The sequence below is a fragment of the Flavobacterium sp. CYK-55 genome (assembly GCF_018413465.1).
Classification (GTDB): Bacteria; Bacteroidota; Bacteroidia; order Flavobacteriales; family Flavobacteriaceae; genus Flavobacterium.
Window position 1 is genome coordinate 80,069 of the sequence record NZ_JAHCDK010000003.1, and the last position, 15,816, is coordinate 95,884.

Here is a 15,816-nt window from a genome sequence, read left to right on the forward strand (position 1 = left end):
TTGGGGTTTTTTATTTGTTGAATTTGACTGTTTTTATCATGTATGCACTTACCAAAACCGAACGATTTGACCAACATATACGCTCAAAGTACTATGTGTACAACAGTGTTTTTTTGACCCTTCCGTTTGATGCTGTTGGGAATACTGGGGTTTTATTGCCTTTGTTTTCAGAGGTTTGTGCCCGCGGATTTGAACAACAAGAATCACCACTTGATATTGTTGCTTTTTTTAGTCAAAAGTATTTAGAGGCGCCTTCAGAACACGAGCAAATCAGTTTGCTGTTTAGGTTTATACAATTTATTGAACGACAAATCGTATTGTTTGATGCTATTGAAGATGCAGCCTTTTCAACGGTTAACAATATGGAAGGCAAAGGTTCTTTGCGCGATATCAAAGAAACTGCTGAAGCTCGCGGTTTGACCGAGGCTTGCAGAGCTTACTTAAATACCTTTCAGGTAAGACCGGTATTGACGGCCCACCCAACGCAGTTTTATCCGGGGAGTGTTTTGGGCATCATAACTGACTTGACCCAAGCCATTCGGCAAGACAATTTAGTAGCCATCAAACAACTGCTGGCCCAATTAGGAAAAACGCCTTTTATCAAAAAACAAAAGCCTACCCCTTATGACGAGGCGGTGAGTTTGACTTGGTATTTAGAAAACGTATTCTATCAAACCGCCGGCGAGATGATGACCTATATACAAAAGAATATATACGCCGGCCAAGATATGCAGCACCCGATTTTGCAATTGGGTTTCTGGCCCGGTGGTGACCGTGACGGCAATCCGTTTGTTACTTCCGAAATCACTTTGCAAGTAGCCAACCGCCTGAGGTCATCGATCTTAAAATGTTATTACAAAGATATCCGTAGCCTCAAACGCAAACTAACCTTCAATAGGGTTGATGATTTGTTGGCCGATTTAGAAGACAAAATTTATCGCTCGGTTTTTTATTCACGCGGTGAGTTATATATCAGTTGTGATGACTTTAAAAATCAATTGCTGGCCATCAGACAAATTGTGGTTGATGAGCATCAATCGCTGTATTTAAATGAAATCAACGAACTCATCCATAAAATAACTTTGTTCGGATTTTATTTTGCTACGCTTGATGTTCGCCAAAACAGCAAAATTCACGAGTCGGTTTTTAAATCTTTGCAATTGTATCCGCCTGATGACCGGCAGAGGTCTGTGGCCGAAAAACTTGATTTTTTAGCACAACTCAAAGCTGACTTTAAGCCCGGTGATTATACTGATGAATTAGTGTCATCAACATTTGATTCGATATTAGCCATGCGTTACATACAGGAACAAAACGGTGCATTAGGAGCCAATCGGTACATCATCAGCAATTGTGAAAGCGCCGAGCACGTTATGCAGGTATATGCCCTAATGCGCCTAAGCGGTTGGAAACAGCCTACGGTAGATATAGTTCCGTTGTTTGAAATCATTGACGATTTGCAACAGGCACATCGGGTCATGGAACAATTGTATCAGTGTGCTGATTACCGCGCTCATTTGCAAAGACGCGGCAACCAACAAACCGTGATGCTGGGTTTTTCAGACGGAACCAAAGACGGTGGTTATTTGATGGCCAATTGGAGTATATACAAAGCCAAAGAAGCCATTACCGAGGTGTCAAGACGTTACGGCATTGAAGTGATTTTCTTTGACGGGCGCGGTGGACCTCCGGCGCGTGGAGGTGGAAAAACACATAAGTTTTACGCATCACTCGGCCCGCATATAGAGCACCAACAAATTCAAGTAACCGTGCAAGGGCAAACCATCAGTTCAAATTTCGGAACCCTTGATTCTTGCCGGCACAATTTAGAAAACTTGCTCAGTGCCGGGGTTTCGAATCAAGTTTTTTGGGCAGAACAATCAAGTTTGAACAACCAGCAAAAGGCCGTTTTGGACGAATTGGCACAAGTGGGTTTTGAAGCTTATACGCGTTTTAAAGCACATCCGAAGTTTATTCCGTATCTTGAAAAAATGAGTACGCTGAACTATTATGCTAAAACCAATATCGGCAGCCGTCCGTCAAAGCGCAAAAGTGCGGAACAATTAGAGTTTTCTGAACTGCGCGCCATTCCGTTTGTGGGTTCTTGGAGCCAACTCAAACAAAATGTCCCGGGCTTTTTTGGCGTGGGTTCGTCTTTGAAACACTTTGAAGATTCCGGGCGTTGGGACGAAGTTCAATCGTTGTACGACTCGTCGTTGTTTTTTAAAACCTTGTTGGAGAACAGTATGATGTCCTTGGCCAAATCATTTTTTGCCCTAACGGCTTACATGAAAGACGATGCTGAGTTTGGCGCATTTTGGCAAATCATACACAACGAATACCTTTTGAGTAAGCGTTTGCTTTTAAAAATTGCCGGACACCAAGAGCTCATGCAAAACTATCCGGACGGCCAAGCATCTATTGCTATGCGCGAGCAAATCGTTAAGCCTTTGCTGGTGATTCAGCAGTATGCTATGATGCGCATTGCTCAACTTCAAAAAGACGGTTCATCCAATGAACTTATCGAATTATATCAAAAAATGGTCACACGTTCGCTCTTTGGCAATACCAATGCGAGCAGAAATTCAGCTTAATATGAACATCAAACAAATTACTTCAAACGAGTATGCGGCCTATTACGCCAATTACATCAACGCGGTTTCTGACGAATATTCATTGATCGAAGAACTCGAAATCTCGGTGCACCGACTCATTAAGTTTGTGCAAAACATTCCGATGGACAAATTTGATTACCGCTATGCCGAGGGAAAATGGACGATTAAGGATATCTTGGTGCATCTCATGGATGCCGAGCGCATTTTTTCCTACAGAGCGTTGCGTTTTGCGCGCTATGATGCAACACCGCTCGCTAGTTTTGACGAAGATGCTTATGTAGATGTTGCCCGGGCTAATGAACGTAGTATTCAAGATTTGCTTTCAGAATTGGCTGTGGTGCGACAAGCTACTTTATCAATGTTTAAGAGTTTTAACGAACAAGAGCTCATGCAAATCGGCACAGCTTCGGGCCAACCGATGTCGGTGCGGGCTTTGGGTTTTGTAATCATCGGGCATCAGAACCACCACCAACGCGTATTTCAAGAACGCTATCTCAATGGTTAAGCGCTTTTTGCCAAGCCGCTAATTTGTGTTCAAACTCGAGCGTATGCGCCGGACTGGTCGAGGGCATGATGTGTTTTTCAAGATGGATTAAGTGGCCAAATTTCTTGTGAAATAACCGATGGCTTTCTTGCCCATTGAAGATGATTTTTTGAATGTTCGGATATTGTTTGAGCAAACCCGGTAGATCATTTTCTTCTGGGTTTTTGATGTTGCTGTCCAGACTGCCTTCGCGCTCGCAATACTGAAGCACATCCCACAGACCGATGTGGTTTTGTTGTATTAGTTTTACTTTTTCGACAAAAGTTTCGGGAGTGGTTCGGTATGCAAAAATGGTAAACATGATTTTCCAGAATTGGTTTTGCGGATGCGCGTAGTATTCGCTTTGAGCTAAAGAAGCAGCTCCGGGCATGGTTCCGAGAATCAAAACTCGGGTTTGAGGGTTGACAATAGGGGGAAAGCTCTTGATTTTCATGGCAAAAAAAAGGAACCCCGAAAGGTTCCTGTTGTTTTATTCTTCGTCTTCGTCTTCGTCGTCAAAGTTGTCGCTGCTTTCAAAGTCTTCATCTTCATCATCTTCATCGTCATCAGAACCGCCCGGATCTTTGGTCACATCAACTTCTTCTTCGTCTTCATCTTCTGAAGCCGTTGCATCGTCTTCCATTTCGATGTCTTTAATTACATCGATTGGTTCTACAATATCGTCAATATCGTCGTCTTCTTCGAATTTCTCCAAACGGCTGGCCAATTTGGTGCTTACTTTTACTAAATAAATAGTGTCTTCAGTACGCACTTCAACGGCTTCAATCAATTCGTTTTGGGCATTTCTAAAACGGATGATGTTGGAATCGTCGTAGCCGTCAGGAAATTTTTCCATCAAGAGGTTGAGGATTTCATTGGTGAGTTTTGAATAGTCTACAATGATACGTTTCATAGGTTAAGTAATAATTATTGGTCTAGTAGATATGCAAATATAAGAGGCGCCACGATTGTAGCATCAGATTCAACAATAAATTTTGGAGTGGTGATATCGAGTTTCCCCCAGGTGATTTTTTCATTCGGAACCGCACCTGAATAAGAGCCGTAACTGGTGGTTGAATCAGAGATTTGGCAGAAATAACTCCAGAACGGAACATCGTGCATTTCCATGTCTTGATACAACATCGGCACCACGCAAATCGGGAAGTCTCCGGCAATACCTCCACCAATTTGGAAGAATCCAACGCCTTTGCCTTCGCAGTTTTTGGTGTACCAATCAGCCAACCACATCATATATTCAATACCGCTTTTCATGGTGGTGGGTTTGAACTGTCCTTTGATGCAATAAGATGCAAAGATGTTGCCCATGGTGCTGTCTTCCCAACCCGGCACTACAATAGGCAGGTTTTTCTCGGCCGCAGCCACCATCCATGAATCTTTCGGGTCAATTTCGTAGTATTGTTTTAGCACCCCTGAGTTGATCATTTGATACATAAACTCATGCGGAAAATAACGTTCGCCTTGACTGTCTGCTTTGTTCCAAATATCGTATAAATGCGATTGTAATCTTCGGAAAGCTTCTTCTTCAGGAATACAGGTATCGGTCACACGATTGTAGTGGTTCTCGAGTAAATCCCACTCTTCTTGCGGGCTTAAATCGCGGTAATTCGGTACGCGTTTGTACGAATTGTGCGCCACTAAATTCATGATGTCTTCTTCAAGATTCGCACCGGTACACGAGATGATGTGCACTTTGTCTTGGCGAATCATTTCAGCCAGTGATTTTCCCAACTCGGCGGTACTCATGGCACCGGCTAGGGTAATCATCATTTTTCCGTTTTCTAATAGGTGGGCTTCATAACCTTTGGCAGCATCAACCAAAGCGGCTGCGTTGAAATGAAGATAATGTTTTTCGATAAACTGACTGATCGGTCCTTTGCTCATTTTATGCTTGTCTTATATTAATAGGTTGACTTCCCAAAGAAAATATTTTTTTTGAAATTGGCAAAACTTCGTAAATTATTTATTGTATCCAAGAATAGCCAATACTTCTTCAGAGGTTTGTTGTTCTGAATAAACTTCGGTAGCGATGATTCCGTTCTCGTCGCGATCTATCAAAATATGCTTAGGCTGCGGAATCAAACAGTGGTGTAATCCGCCAAATCCGCCAATGGTTTCTTGATAGGCACCGGTATTGAAAAATCCGATGTACAGAGGTTTTTCTTTGTTGTATTTTGGTAAATAAACAGCGTTCATGTGCTGTTCAGAGTTGTAATAATCATCGCTGTCGCAAGTCATTCCGCCCAATAAAACGCGTTCGTAGGTGTCGTTCCAACGGTTTACGGCCAGCATGACAAAGCGTTTGTTGATGGCCCAAGTATCGGGTAAAGTAGTAATAAACGAACTGTCAATCATGTTCCAGTTTTCGCGGTCGTTTTGTTTTTTCTGATACAAAACTTGGTAAATCGCGCCACCGCTTTCACCTACGGTAAACGAACCGAATTCGGTAAAAATATGCGGTACCTCAACTTCGGCATCGTCACAAGCAATTTTGATTTGATTCAGGATTTCATCCACCATATATTGGTAATCATACTCAAAGGCCAATGAATTTTTAATCGGGAATCCGCCGCCAATGTTCAAGCTGTCTAGTGTTGAACACTCTTTTTTGAGGGCGATATACACCTTCATACACTTGAGCAATTCGTTCCAATAGTAGGCCGTGTCACGAATGCCGGTATTGATAAAAAAGTGAAGCATTTTAAGCTCGACCTTTTTGTTCTCTTGAATTTGTTTGCGGTAAAACGGAACAATGTCTTTGTAACCGATGCCCAAACGCGAGGTATAAAACTCAAATTTAGGTTCTTCTTCGGCGGCAATGCGAATGCCGATTTTGAATTTTCCTTTGATTTTTTCTTGAAGCAAATCGAGTTCTTCATAGTTATCAATCACCGGAATGGTTTTGTTGTGCCCATTGTTCATCAGGCGCGCAATGTTCTCGATGTAGCCGTCGCGTTTGAATCCGTTGCAAACAACATAAGTGTTTTTATTGATTTTTCCGTTTTCGAGTAATTTTTCGACAATATTGATATCAAAAGCCGACGAAGTCTCAATATGGATGTTGTTTTTGAACGCCTCGTTCATGATGAACTGAAAATGCGAACTCTTGGTACAATAGCAATAGTAGTATTTGCCTTCGTATCCGATTTTTTCCATGCCTTTTCTAAACCAACCTTTGGCTTTGTTGATGTTGGTTGAAATTTGCGGCAAGTAGGTAAACTTAAGCGGTGTTCCGTATTTCTCAACCAAGTTCATCAAATCAATGTTGTGAAACAATAAGTTGTCTTTGTTGAGCGTGAATTCTTCTTGCGGAAAGTAGAACGTTTGGTTGATTAAGTCGTAATATTTAGTATTCATTAGCGATGGATGATTTTAAATTAAAAAATAGAAGACCAAATTTTAATTTAAATTCAAACTCGAATGTTGGCGTACACAATCTGAAGTTCTTCGGCATACTGACCCAAAAATCCCAGGCTCAAGACAGTCAACAGAAGAAACGTTTTGTCGGCGTTTTTGATAAACCGAAAAAACGGGCTAACGCCACTAGTGACTGATACTTCGGGATGTGGGGTTCTTTTGTTCATTACTGCGCAAATGTAAAAAATAAAAAATTTGCTGTGCAACGTTTTGGGTGAAAAAAATATTAAGTTCTGTAGTAGGCAAAGGCTTCTTTAATTTCTTCTTTTTCAGCGGTTTGATTGATGATTATTTTACCAATACCTTCAATGAGCGCAAATTGAACTTGGCCATACTCATTTTTTTTGTCGTGAATGAGCAAATCCATAATGGGCGAAACATCGTCGGGCTGAATTGAGAGTGTTTCAAAAATATCAGAAATAACCGCTTTAATTTCGTTGAGTTCGGTTTGCGAAATCAGGTTTTTTCGCCAAGCCATAAAGCTCTCTATGATCATGCCGGCTGCAATGGCCTCTCCGTGGAGTAAGTTGGGTTTTTCGGGTTGATCCAGAAAATAGCTCTCAATTGCGTGACCAATGGTATGCCCGAAGTTCAAGGCTTTTCTGATGCCGTTTTCGGTTGGATCTTGTAGAACAATGTCGTTTTTAATTTCAATTGACCGCTGAATTAATCGTTCGAGTTCGGTCCAATTCATAGAGCCCAAATCAAGAAACTCGTTCCAGTATGCGCGATCGTAAATCAAACCGTGCTTGAGCATTTCGGCCAAACCAGAGCGCATTTCATTTTGTGGGAGTGTTTCTAAAAACGCCACATCAATCAAGACCATTTTTGGGGCATTGATCACGCCGATTTGGTTTTTGAGCGCCCCTAAATCAACACCATTTTTTCCGCCAATAGACGCATCGACCATCGCCAAAAGTGTTGTGGGCACGTTTATAAAATCAATACCTCTTTTATAAGCCGAGGCTACAAAGCCACCTAAATCAGTCACCACACCGCCACCCAAATTGACGATCAGACTTTTGCGGTCAGCGCCCAATTCGGTCAGGGCTTGCCAAACTTCAAGACAGGTGTATAGATTTTTGTGTTGTTCGCCTGATTCAAATTCAATGATTTCAATAGGTATTTCGGTAGCCACTTGTGCCAAGAAACTCGGCAAGCAATGCTCATGTGAGCCTTCGTCGACCAAGATATAAATGCCCGAATAAGCTTGTTCGGCCAGTTGCTCGTTGAGCGCTTGATAGGCAGCATCCTGAAAATAAACTTGGTAACCATTGGCCTGTAGGACTGACATAGAAATCGTATAAATTGCGCTGCAAAATAAGGTAATTTTGATAAATTATTATGTAATACTATCTATATTTGTCAAACTATTAAAATCCTCTATGCAACCCATTTTTAACAACACCCAGATAGCTTTTTCACTCAAGAGCGATACCGAACTAGAACGCGCTTATTTTTTGTTTAAACTTATTGACAGTCAACCGCTGGTGCGCATTGGTACAGCCGTAACCAATTTTGCCATCAAGGCACATTTGCCGGTTGAAGGTTTGATTCGCGCTACGGTTTTTGACCATTTTTGTGGCGGTGTCAACGAAGATGATTGTTTGCCGGTGGTGGATAAAATGTTTACCAAAGGGGTATCATCGGTGTTGGATTATTCGGTTGAAGGCAAAGAAGAAGAAGCTCAGTTTGATGCGGCACTTGCTATGACATTAAAAACAGTAGCTTTTGCAGCTGAGCGCGATGCGATACCTTTTGCGGTTTTTAAACCTACGGGTTTTGGTCGTATTGATTTGTATGAAAAAGTGGGGGCTAAGCAAGAATTGTCAGAAGCTGAACAAACCGAATGGGCTAGAGTAGTGGCGCGTTTTGATCAAGTTTGTAAAGAAGCGCACCAACGCGATGTAGCGTTACTGATTGACGCTGAAGAGACCTGGATGCAAGATGCCGCCGATGATTTAGTGACCGAGATGATGCGTAAGTACAACCGTGAAAAAGCCATAGTGTTCAACACATTACAGATGTACCGTTGGGACCGAATGGATTATTTGAAAAAGCTACATGAGCAAGCCAAAGCCGAAGGTTTTTATATCGGAATGAAGCTTGTTCGTGGTGCCTACATGGAAAAAGAAAACGCCCGTGCCGAAGAGCGCAATTATATTTCACCCATTTGTATTTCAAAACAAGCTACTGATGACAATTACAATGCTTCGGTTGATTATATGATTGAGCATATAGACCGCATGGCCATTTTTGCCGGTACCCACAATGAAGAAAGTTCTTATCGTTTGATGCAATTGATGCAGGAAAAAGGGATTGCTAAAGATGACCCGCGCATCTGGTTTGGTCAGTTGTATGGAATGAGTGACAACATTAGCTACAATTTAGCAGAACACCGATATAATGTAGCCAAATACTTGCCTTTTGGACCGGTACGCGATGTGATGCCTTATTTGATTCGTCGCGCTGAAGAAAATACTTCTGTAGCCGGACAAACCAGTAGAGAATTGACACTGATAAAAACTGAACGAGACCGCCGAAAAAACAAAAACTAAACAATAAATTAACGAATATTATAAAAACTCTATCTATTCAGGTAGGGTTTTTTTTTGCTTGCTTGTTTCAGACTCCAAACATGGTTGTCCCTAATTTGCCATTTTTAACGTAAAAAAGAGCTATGAAAAAAGTTGGATGTGCCATTATTGGTCTGTTTATTTTTGTGTTGCTGGCTTCGTTTAGTGTTGCACAAGCACCTAAGGAATCTTCTTATTCAAAAGAGCAAATTGAACACTTTATTCGTGAAGTGTATGCAGAGTCTGCCGAAGGATTGTTTTTTAAAAACAATTCACTCAGACTTAAATATACTACAGATTTTTTGCAACGTGTTCATATTGTTCTCAATCCTAAATACAAGAACAGCAAACTACCGCTTTTATCAAGTATTGCCTTGGTTAATGATTATAATCCGAACCTAAAAAGAGAGCTCGTTTTTGACCCGAATAGCTTTAATCCGCTGAAGTATGATTTTGCCATGTTCAATAAATCAAGGTTGATTGTTGTGGTTGATCAGACGGATTATGCCATTGTGATAGAACCGAGTAAGTATTAATACATAAGCAGTAGGGATGACAAAAAAAATACTATTGCTGTTTTTGTTGCTTTCGGTTTCGGTTCAGGCGCAAACCTACATCATGCAAAACGGATCGTTTAATACGTGTTCCGGAACTTTTTATGATTCGGGTGATGCTACCGGAAATTACAGCGCTAATGAAGATTATCAATTGACTTTTTGCCCCGCGACACCGGGCACATATATTCAATTGACTTTTACCGCATTTGATATTGAAATAGCAAATAATCTTCGCGATTATATGACCATTTACAATGGTACCGGAACTTCAGGCGATATTATTGCCAACTATTTTGATTCTTCGCCCACAGATTGTTCGGGTGTTGTTACTTCAAGTGACCCTTCGGGCTGTATTACAGTTGTTTTCTCGTCAAATAACAACAATCAGCGATCGGGTTGGGAAGCTACTATTTCATGTAGTGCAACCCAAGGCAATTTAAATGCACCAACTAATTCGGTTTGCTCGGGCGCTAATCCGTTTTGTGCCGATTCAGGTTTAGAATACCCGAATTTAAGTGATTGCGACAATGTTCCTGATGCTCCTCAAGAAGTTACCGACAATACTTGTTTAAATACAGCTCCGAATCCTGCTTGGTATTATTTGTCTATTGGTATTTCAGGGGTGATTGATTTAGAAATAAAACAATCAACCGGACCCAACAACACCGGTAACGGTTTAGATGTAGATTTTGCCATTTGGGGGCCATTTCCTGACCCAATATCGGCTTGTAATGATTTTACCTTGGGCGATTGTAATGGCGATCACAACTGTACCGGAAATGTTGTTGACTGTAGTTATGATCCTGCACCTATTGAAAACGCAACGATTCCCAATGCTTTGGTTGGCGAAGTTTATATGGTGTTGATTACCAATTATGACGGAGATGCCGGGTTTATCACCATGGAACAAACCAACGCAGGCCAAACGGGTGCCGGAAGTACAGATTGTTCAATTGTTTGTCCTACTTTTGTTGGAATTAACCCTACTTGCGGCGGTAGCAACGGGATGATTAAAGTAGCCGGTTTGGGTGCTTTTCAGACCCATCAAATTACGTATCTTGACGATGGAGCACCGGTTACGATTTCACTAACGGGTAACGCCAATGGACAAGCTACTATTTCAGGATTAAATGCCGGAAGTTATACCAACATACTTACGGATATTGTGGGTTGTACTAATCCGTCAACCGTAACTTTAACCTCAAGCGTTCCAAATATTACTGCCGTTAATGCAACTTCTCCGATATGCTCTGGTGGTCAAGCGGTTTTTACCATAACCGGAACAGCTAGTGCAACTGTAACTTATAATATCAATGGTGGGGCTAGCCAAACCGTAACCTTAAATGCTAGCGGTATCGGGAGCGTTACTGTAAATGCTGTGACAGCAGCGGTTACCCTCAATACGGTTTCAATTTCATTAGGTGCAACTTGTAGTGTGAATGTTGTTTTGACCAAGTCAGTATTGCTTAAACCTGCTTCGATTGTTACCCTTGCAACTGCTTCAGCTACTGAAAACCAGGTTATTTGTGAAAATTCATCTATAGCCACAATTCAATATACAATTGGCGGAAGTGCTACTGGTGCTTCTGTAAGTGGTTTGCCTAATGGTGTAACAGGTACTTTTGCTTCAGGGGTTCTAACCATCAGCGGAACTCCAACTCAAACCGGTTCGTTTAATTATACAGTAACAAGCTCGGGTGGATGTACTCCTCATGCGGTTATGAATGGTACTATAACCATAAATGTACCTGCATCAGCAACTATAAGTTATCCTTTGTCGCCTTATTGTAACTCATTAACAACTCCTCAGCCCGTTACCATCACTGGTACAACCGGAGGCACTTTTACTTGTTCGCCCTCAGGATTAACGATTAATCCCAACACTGGTGCTATAACACCAAGCTCGAGCAATACAATCAATTATACAGTTATTTATACGATTCCAGCTTCAGGTGGTTGTCCGGCTCAAGTAGTCACTACTCAAGTTAGGATTTCGGCAGTACCTACAGCAAGCATTAGTTACGCAACACCGTTTTGTAATTCTATCACCACGGCTCAAGCGGTTACCCGAACCGGTACAGCAGGCGGAACTTATAGTGCTACACCAGCCGGCTTGACCATTGACCCCAACACAGGAGCAATTAGACCGAATACCAGTTTATCGAATTCTTATACGGTTACCTATACAATGCCAGCAGCTGCGGGTTGTGCTGCCCAAACCACAACAGCCAATGTGGTGATTACGACTTTACCGGCAGCGACAATTAGTTATCCGTCCACACCTTATTGCAAGTCATTGACCGGTGCACAAGGAGTGGTGCGTACGGGCACAGGTGGCGGAACCTACAGCGCTACACCGGCCGGATTGACCATTGATGCAAACACCGGTGCTATTATACCGAGTACGAGTTTGGCCGGAAATTACAACGTAACTTATACGATGGCCGCTGTGGGCGGATGCCCGATGCAAACGGCTACCACAACGCTGACCATTACCGCGATTCCAACCGCGACTATTAGCTATGCGACTCCGTTTTGTAATTCTATCACCACGGCTCAAGCGGTTACCCGAACCGGTACAGCAGGCGGAACATATAGCGCCACACCAGCCGGCTTGACCATTGACCCCAACACAGGAGCAATTAGACCGAATACCAGCTTATCGAATTCTTATACGGTTACCTATACAATGTCAGCAGCCGCAGGTTGTGCTGCCCAGACCACAACAGCCAATGTAGTGATTACGACTTTACCAGCAGCTACAATTAGTTATCCGTCCACGCCTTATTGTAAATCACTCACTACTGCCCAAGCGATTACGAGAACCGGAACTGCGGGCGGAACCTACAGCGCTACACCGGCCGGCTTGACCATTGATGCAAACACCGGTGCTATTATACCGAGTACGAGTTTAGCCGGAAATTACAACGTAACTTATACGATGGCCGCTACGGGCGGATGTCCCCTGCAAACAGCTACGACGCCGGTAACCATTACTGCGATTCCGTCGGCGACGATATCTTATGCAACACCGTTTTGTAATTCACTCACTACAGCTCAAGCGGTTACCCGAACCGGTACAGCAGGCGGAACATATAGCGCCACACCGTCCGGCTTGACCATTGACCCAAACACAGGAGCAATTAGACCCAACACCAGTTTATCGAATTCTTATACGGTTACCTATACAATGTCAGCAGCCGCAGGTTGTGCTGCCCAAACCACAACAGCCAATGTGGTGATTACGACTTTACCGGCAGCGACAATTAGTTATCCGTCCACACCTTATTGTAAGTCATTGACCGGTGCACAAGGTGTGGTGCGTACGGGCACAGGTGGCGGAACCTACAGCGCTACACCGGCCGGCTTGACCATTGATGCAAACACCGGTGCTATTATACCGAGTACGAGTTTGGCCGGAAATTACAACGTAACTTATACGATGGCCGCTGTGGGCGGATGCCCGATGCAAACGGCTACCACAACGCTGACCATTACGGCGATTCCAACCGCGACTATTAGCTATGCGACTCCGTTTTGTAATTCACTCACCACAGCGCAAGCGGTTACCCGAACCGGTACAGCAGGCGGAACATATAGCGCCACACCGTCCGGCTTGACCATTGACCCCAACACAGGAGCAATTAGACCTAATACCAGTTTATCGAATTCTTATACGGTTACCTATACAATGCCAGCAGCTGCGGGTTGTGCTGCCCAAACCACAACAGCTAATGTAGTGATTACGACTTTACCGGCAGCGACAATTAGTTATCCGTCCACACCTTATTGCAAGTCATTGACCGGTGCACAAGGTGTGGTGCGTACGGGCACAGGTGGCGGAACCTACAGCGCTACACCGGCCGGGTTGACCATTGATGCAAACACTGGTGCTATTATACCGAGTACGAGTTTAGCCGGAAATTACAACGTAACTTATACGATGGCCGCTGTGGGCGGATGCCCGATGCAAACGGCTACCACAACGCTGACCATTACGGCGATTCCATCGGCAACAATATCTTACCCGTCAAATGCATATTGCAATTCTGAAGCTGTCATTTTAAATGTTACGCGCGTGGGGACACAAGGCGGAACTTACAGTTCTGTTCCGGCTGGCTTATCGATTCATCCGAATACAGGAGCGATTGTTCCTAACGCAAGTGCTGCCGGGAGTTATCAAGTGGTTTATACTATGCCAGCTGCTGCTGGATGTGCCGAACAAACTACATCAACTTCAATTATAATTAAAGCACTTCCGGTAGTGACTGCTTCGAGTCAGAATGTGACGATTTGTTCCGGAGATACTTTTAGTGTTTCTTTTACTAGTTCGTTGCCCAATACCACTTACAGTTGGGTTCGATTGGCTGACCAGGTGAATGGTTCAAATGTCGGTAGTGGTAGTGTTTTGTCAGAAACATTAACCACTGTGAATAGTTCACCCGGAAATGTTTATTACACAGTTACTCCTAATTCAGATGGTTGTGACGGATTGCCTATTGTAGTAACCGTTCGCGTTAATCCGTTGCCTGAACCGCAACCTGTAGATGGTGTAATTTGTATTAATAATATAACCAATTCAGTCACTAAACCTTATACAATTAATACCTATTTGAATGATTCTATTTATGATTTTGTGTGGAGTTTCAACGCAGCGGTTATAACGAGTGCTACGAGCTCAACCTATCAAGCTACTCAAGCGGGAACTTATGAAGTAGTGGCCACCAACAGTTTTACAGGTTGTGTCTCGTTACCGGTGCAGGTAAATGTTTCTGCAATTAATGGCGCCCAAAGCATGAGTACCTACGGATATGATGCTTTTACCGAAAATCCGATGGTTGGTGTAAACGTGAACGTTTCTGGAAATTATATGTATCAACTGGATCACGGACCGATTCAGTATTCAAATGTTTTTTACAATGTTCCTCCGGGCATACACACGGTTTATGTGATTGATGAAGATGGATGTACCCAATTGTCTGAAGAGATTTTGGTCATTAGTTATCCGAAGTTTTTTACCCCGAATAATGATGGTTATAACGATACTTGGAATATTGTTGATTTAGCCGATCAGAAGCAATCGATTATTTATATTTTTGATCGCTACGGAAAATTAATCAAGCAAATCAGCCCATCCGGTAAAGGTTGGGACGGAACCTACAATGGTTATGAACTACCGTCAACCGATTATTGGTTTAGCGTAGAATATACCGAGAAAAATGTATCCAAAATATTCAAAGCGCATTTCTCGCTCAAGCGATAATTATTTTTTTGGATACAAAAGTCTAAACGCATTAAAAACGGCCGGATGCGAAGAAGTTGCGTGATCTTCTTCGGGCATATAATCAAAATATACCCGAACATTTTTGTTTTTGGCGCTTCGTATTTTATCAGCCAAAAGATTGGCATCCAATTCCATAACATGCGGTGTAGTAGGAGTTGAGGCCCAAACGCCTTCTTTTCCGACACCGATGTACACCTGAGCTTTACGGGTAAAGTTTTCACTTAAAATAGCCGGATTTTGTTTGAGTAAAGCACCATCGCTCCACCACAAACTCGGACTGATGATGATGTATTGATTAAAAAGCTCTGGTTTTTCAAACAAGATTTGTGTAGCCAATAATCCGCCCAACGATTGCCCGATGATTGTACTTTGACGATTGGCTTTGTAGTTTTTGGCTATAAAAGGTTGTAATTCTTGTTCGATGAACTCGATGAATTTTGCAGAACCTCCGCTGCTTGGATACCTTTTTTTTTCAGCATCAACTGAGGTTGGAAAAGTAAAATCGCGTTTTCGGTCGGTGTTGGCAATGCCTACAACAATACTTGGCGGAACGCGGTTGATCCATGAAAAAGTATTATACTGAACTAATCCAACGGTGTGGATAAAATCTTCATCAGCACCACCATCGAGCAAATAAATCACCGGATAATGAATGGTGTCGTTGGCTTTATATCCTTCGGGTAAATACACATTAAGGGTTCGTTTTTCAGAAAGTATTTTTGATTCAACTTCATCTGAATAACCCAAAACAAAAGGCTTGGCATTTTTGGTTTGCGCAAGCGTATTGATTGAAATCAATAATAAAAAGACGATTGATTTTTTCATT

The 15,816-nt window shown here is 42.6% G+C and carries 12 protein-coding genes; 5 read left to right on the forward strand and 7 right to left on the reverse strand.

Features of this window, described 5'->3' with window-relative positions; genetic code table 11:
• The first annotated feature begins 38 nt into the window (after window positions 1–38).
• The gene (locus KIH23_RS04940; RefSeq protein WP_213211586.1) at window positions 39–2,594 is read left to right on the forward strand and encodes a phosphoenolpyruvate carboxylase; all 2,556 of its coding nucleotides are present in this window, start codon (window positions 39–41) and stop codon (window positions 2,592–2,594) included.
• 1 nt (window position 2,595) lies between these two features.
• The gene (locus KIH23_RS04945; RefSeq protein WP_213211588.1) at window positions 2,596–3,120 is read left to right on the forward strand and encodes a DinB family protein; all 525 of its coding nucleotides are present in this window, start codon (window positions 2,596–2,598) and stop codon (window positions 3,118–3,120) included.
• On the opposite strand, the gene KIH23_RS04950 is transcribed toward KIH23_RS04945, so the two are convergent.
• From KIH23_RS04950 to aroB, 6 genes are all read right to left on the reverse strand, one after another.
• Entirely contained in the window at window positions 3,110–3,592 is a 483-nt protein-coding gene (locus KIH23_RS04950; protein WP_213211590.1) for a DNA-deoxyinosine glycosylase, read from the reverse strand. The genes KIH23_RS04945 and KIH23_RS04950 overlap by 11 nt on opposite strands.
• A 36-nt stretch (window positions 3,593–3,628) precedes the next feature.
• Window positions 3,629–4,051, reverse strand: coding sequence for a DNA primase (locus tag KIH23_RS04955; protein WP_213211592.1), 423 nt, complete (start codon window positions 4,049–4,051; stop codon window positions 3,629–3,631).
• Between the two features lie 14 nt (window positions 4,052–4,065).
• Complete coding sequence (locus tag KIH23_RS04960; protein WP_213211593.1) at window positions 4,066–5,040, reverse strand: deoxyhypusine synthase family protein; 975 nt, start codon at window positions 5,038–5,040, stop codon at window positions 4,066–4,068.
• Between the two features lie 75 nt (window positions 5,041–5,115).
• Window positions 5,116–6,513 (reverse strand): arginine decarboxylase, encoded by a 1,398-nt coding sequence (locus tag KIH23_RS04965; RefSeq protein ID WP_213211594.1) that lies wholly within the window; start codon window positions 6,511–6,513, stop codon window positions 5,116–5,118.
• Between the two features lie 53 nt (window positions 6,514–6,566).
• Window positions 6,567–6,740 (reverse strand): hypothetical protein, encoded by a 174-nt coding sequence (locus tag KIH23_RS04970; protein ID WP_213211596.1) that lies wholly within the window; start codon window positions 6,738–6,740, stop codon window positions 6,567–6,569.
• 59 nt (window positions 6,741–6,799) lie between these two features.
• On the reverse strand, window positions 6,800–7,867 hold the full coding sequence (aroB, locus tag KIH23_RS04975) for a 3-dehydroquinate synthase (RefSeq protein ID WP_213211597.1): 1,068 nt from the start codon (window positions 7,865–7,867) through the stop codon (window positions 6,800–6,802).
• 91 nt (window positions 7,868–7,958) lie between these two features.
• Between aroB and KIH23_RS04980 the strand changes: the two genes are divergently transcribed.
• The 3 genes from KIH23_RS04980 to KIH23_RS04990 all read left to right on the forward strand — a co-directional run bounded on the left by KIH23_RS04980 (window position 7,959) and on the right by KIH23_RS04990 (window position 14,969).
• Window positions 7,959–9,131, forward strand: coding sequence for a proline dehydrogenase family protein (locus KIH23_RS04980; protein ID WP_213211599.1), 1,173 nt, complete (start codon window positions 7,959–7,961; stop codon window positions 9,129–9,131).
• Between the two features lie 122 nt (window positions 9,132–9,253).
• Window positions 9,254–9,685 carry a hypothetical protein gene (locus tag KIH23_RS04985; RefSeq protein ID WP_213211601.1) on the forward strand — a complete coding sequence of 144 codons (432 nt, stop codon included), beginning with the start codon at window positions 9,254–9,256 and terminating at the stop codon, window positions 9,683–9,685.
• A 16-nt stretch (window positions 9,686–9,701) separates the two neighbouring features.
• Window positions 9,702–14,969: a T9SS type B sorting domain-containing protein gene (locus KIH23_RS04990; protein ID WP_213211603.1), complete on the forward strand. Its 5,268-nt coding sequence runs from the start codon at window positions 9,702–9,704 to the stop codon at window positions 14,967–14,969.
• Here the strand turns inward: KIH23_RS04990 and KIH23_RS04995 are convergent, their stop codons facing one another.
• The gene (locus KIH23_RS04995) at window positions 14,970–15,815 is read right to left on the reverse strand and encodes an alpha/beta hydrolase (RefSeq protein ID WP_213211605.1); all 846 of its coding nucleotides are present in this window, start codon (window positions 15,813–15,815) and stop codon (window positions 14,970–14,972) included. It abuts the gene before it with no gap.
• Window position 15,816 lies beyond the last annotated feature (1 nt).